Raw genomic sequence first — 3,493 nt, forward strand, 5'->3', positions numbered from 1 at the left:
TCCTAAAACATCAATTATGTTAGTAGTTCTAACAGGTGGTTTTGATCGGTTCACAAGTGCAGCAGAACTATGCAGTTATGCTGGTCTAACACCAGTGATTAGGCAAAGTGGTAGTAGTGTAAAAGGACGCCCTCGAATAAGTAAAATAGGCAATCAAAAACTGCGTAATTTATTATTCATGTGCAGTTTTAATGCTTGTAAATACAACAAGGCTTGCAGAGATCTTTACGAGCGAATAGTGGCCAAAGGGAAGAGTAAGAAATTAGCACTTATTGCGGTGTGCAATAAGCTCTTAAAACAGGCCTTTGCTATTGCTAAATCAGGGTTGATATATGATAAAGAATATAAAAGTACTCTAGTGAGAAATTAATGAGTTTTTACTTGTTTTTAGCCACAGTACCGTGTTGTGCTTTCGTTATTCTTTTCCTATTTATTCATTTAATTTTCTATAGTTATACTATCAATTTCAGTTATGGTTGACTTTAATTGTTTTAGATACCAATCCAATTGCGCATAATGATGATATAAATCATCAAGAAACTCGGAAAGTTGTTCAGGCTTCATTTCTCGAAAATTTCCAGTTCTTCTTTCATAGCTATACTTTCTGCTTAAAAAGTCCCATCTTTCGTCCAATATTTGTCCGTTGTCAATCAATCTATCATAAGTTGAATTATATAACTTAATTACCTTTTGAATTAATTCTTTATTTTGGAAAACAGTAATTTGATTCCCTGATACAGCTGATTCATATGAGCCAGATATGGGATAAAATGTGCGTTGAGTTTTAAAATAAATAGGGAATATGGAATCTAGCGATTTTCTTTCATTATAATATAAATTTGGTAAGTCACTATTTAATACTTTATAAGTCACTATTTTCGGTTCTATATTCTCTACTATAAGTTGAATAAAAGCCTTGTCCTGTTTTAGGTCATTTTTTATACTCGCAATAAATTCCTTTTCTGATATACCCTGTTTTCTGGATTCATTCCAATTATTAATCTGTAATGCAATTAGAATCCCAATAACCACAAGAACTATTTCACCAATTGCATATTTTAAATACTTTCCAGTTTTATTTTTTTCCATTAAGTCGTATCGTATTTTTCTAAAGAATTTTATCATTGGTTAGCGGTTTTCGGTAATGAAGCACAACGGGTTTGTATAAAAATTGTGGCGATATGCGGCTAGTGTTGTCGGAAAGGGAGTCTACATTGAGCGCCGCTCTCCACTTATCCGCCGGACCATTTTTCCTAACGCTCAATGAGACGAGGAATGTCGCATATCGGAAAGCAATCGGCTAAGCCGCTTGCCAGTTTTATCGGCTAGACTAAGTTACATAAATTTGTAGGAAACTCAATTCTATTATCAATCTAGCCATGAGAACTATACGTTGTTGTGCTTTCGTTATTTTACAAAGCAATTAACTATATCTAGTCTACAGATGTTTCTTTAAGTATCTGATTTATTAATTGTTTAGCCTTTACAGACATGTTCTTGGCTTCGTGTAAAACAAATAATTTATCGTCTATATAGTTTTCGAATTGAGGATTCTGTAGAAGGGACAAATTATCTATGTTTAATTTTGAACGTTCGTACATAAAATTAGCAGCTGATGCATCTACATTTCTTAAAGAACCATGAGTTTTTAAAAAATTGACGATATCTATACTTGTTTTTTCCGTTTGCATAGCCATTTCTTTCATTTCATTATAATAACGAGTCCATTGAAATAATAATTTTTTCAGCTCCTTATTACGAAGTTTTGATAAACCACCTGAGTTTTTAAGATCATTTAAAACAAACTCACTGGGCTTCCATGTTGGGCTTGTAAGTGTCTTACTTATAATGCTGTCTAAAGTTTTTGAAGCAAATTGACTCTCTTCTTTATTAAACATTGCAAATAGATCTTCCATAGTACCTATAGTATTAGACAATTTGGCGTTAATGGAATCAAGATCTCTTAAATTATCTTGAAACTCCTCATTAAGGTTTGAAAGTGTTATTTTTTCTTGATTAACTTCAAGTCGTTTTTCATTCCAATTATTAATCTGCAATGCAATGAGAATACCAATAACCACAAGGATAATTTCTCCAATAGCATATTTCAAATACTTGCCAGTCTTATTTTTATCCATAAGGTCGTAACGAATTTTTCGGAAGAATTTAATCATAAGAGGTTAGTTTCTCTAAAGGTATTATTTTTAATTGATTCTGGATCTCAAATAATGAAGCACAACGTTTAGTATATGAGCCGTTTTAATGGCTTATATACATCTTAAGTTTGATTTCTAATAAAATACTTAGTTTTAGTTATTAATCAGAAAGAACAAAGCAGTTGTAAGGTCCCTAAAACGGAGTTTAAAACAGCTTGAGAAAGAGATGAAAACCTTAGAAGATAAGTTGTTAGTTTTAGTTAAACAAGAGCATCAAGATCTATTAACTCGTTTAAAAACTATTCCAGGCATTGGACCTAAAACATCAATTATGTTAGTGGTTTTAACAGGTGGTTTTGATCGGTTCACAAGTGCAGCAGAACTATGCAGTTATGCTGGTCTAACACCAGTGATTAGGCAAAGTGGTAGTAGTGTAAAAGGACGCCCTCGAATAAGTAAAATAGGCAATCAAAAACTGCGTAATTTATTATTCATGTGCAGTTTTAATGCTTGTAAACACAACAAGGCTTGCAGAGATCTTTACGAGCGAATAGTGGCCAAAGGGAAGAGTAAGAAATTAGCACTTATTGCGGTGTGCAATAAGCTCTTAAAACAGGCCTTTGCTATTGCTAAATCAGGGTTGATATATGATAAAGAATATAAAAGTACTCTAGTGAGAAATTAATGAGTTTTTACTTGTTTTTAGCCACAGTACTTTGTTGTAGCAAGTTTTTATTCCAAGATTATTGGTTTTTCAGTTTTTTGAATTTTTATAATACTAAAAGGTTGAGTCATTACAAGGTTAATCCCTTCGTTTTCCACAGTTGTTACAGAAATATTATTTTCATTTTCAATAACACTTTCAGTTCCAATTTCCCAACCTTGCCCTTTGACTTCAAGAAAAATAGCAAATACAGTAAATTCATTAAAGTTTATATCAGTTTCGATAAAATTATCTGTTGTATTGTGTACAGAGTTCAGTTGAGTAAGTAGATTCTGCCATTCAGTCGTATTTGAAATAGTCAAATTAGATTGAGAAATACCTTCTTGACCATTTCCGAATAATGCTCCTTTTCCAATTTCCGTGAAATTAATTTCAGTCGATTGATAATCAGCATTATCATCGTTATTGCAACTAATTAAAAGCCCCATTCCCAAAAGGAATAGTAAAATTCTTGTTCTCATAATATTCGTTTTTTACTTAATGTTCAATTCGCACGTGATTTTTATCAAATTTGCTACAACGTTCTTGTGTATGGTTAGTTGCGTGTTTCAGCAACTAATTTAGCAAATAAAAAACCGAATAGAAAATCCGTGAGGATTTTCGTAAGTAGGCT

4 protein-coding genes and 1 pseudogene are annotated in these 3,493 nt (G+C 32.2%); 2 read left to right on the forward strand and 3 right to left on the reverse strand.

The window, feature by feature from the left end:
* Window positions 1–370: IS110 family transposase (locus PGOND44_RS14700; RefSeq protein ID WP_003445781.1), on the forward strand; the 370-nt coding region annotated here is incomplete at its 5' end.
* A gap of 68 nt (window positions 371–438) precedes the next feature.
* On the opposite strand, the gene PGOND44_RS15095 is transcribed toward PGOND44_RS14700, so the two are convergent.
* On the reverse strand, window positions 439–1,089 hold the full coding sequence (locus PGOND44_RS15095; protein WP_051044092.1) for a DUF6090 family protein: 651 nt from the start codon (window positions 1,087–1,089) through the stop codon (window positions 439–441).
* Window positions 1,090–1,433: 344 nt separating this feature from the next.
* The gene (locus PGOND44_RS15100) at window positions 1,434–2,138 is read right to left on the reverse strand and encodes a DUF6090 family protein (protein WP_003445783.1); all 705 of its coding nucleotides are present in this window, start codon (window positions 2,136–2,138) and stop codon (window positions 1,434–1,436) included.
* Between the two features lie 190 nt (window positions 2,139–2,328).
* On the opposite strand from PGOND44_RS15100, the pseudogene PGOND44_RS14715 reads away from it, so the two are divergent.
* Window positions 2,329–2,841 (forward strand): annotated as a pseudogene (locus PGOND44_RS14715) (IS110 family transposase); the annotation flags it as partial.
* Between the two features lie 47 nt (window positions 2,842–2,888).
* On the opposite strand, the gene PGOND44_RS14720 reads toward PGOND44_RS14715, so the two are convergent.
* Entirely contained in the window at window positions 2,889–3,341 is a 453-nt protein-coding gene (locus PGOND44_RS14720; RefSeq protein ID WP_003445785.1) for a hypothetical protein, read from the reverse strand.
* Window positions 3,342–3,493: the final 152 nt, after the last annotated feature.

It is taken from the genome of Psychroflexus gondwanensis ACAM 44 (assembly GCF_000355905.1).
GTDB classification, from domain to species: Bacteria; Bacteroidota; Bacteroidia; order Flavobacteriales; family Flavobacteriaceae; genus Psychroflexus; species Psychroflexus gondwanensis.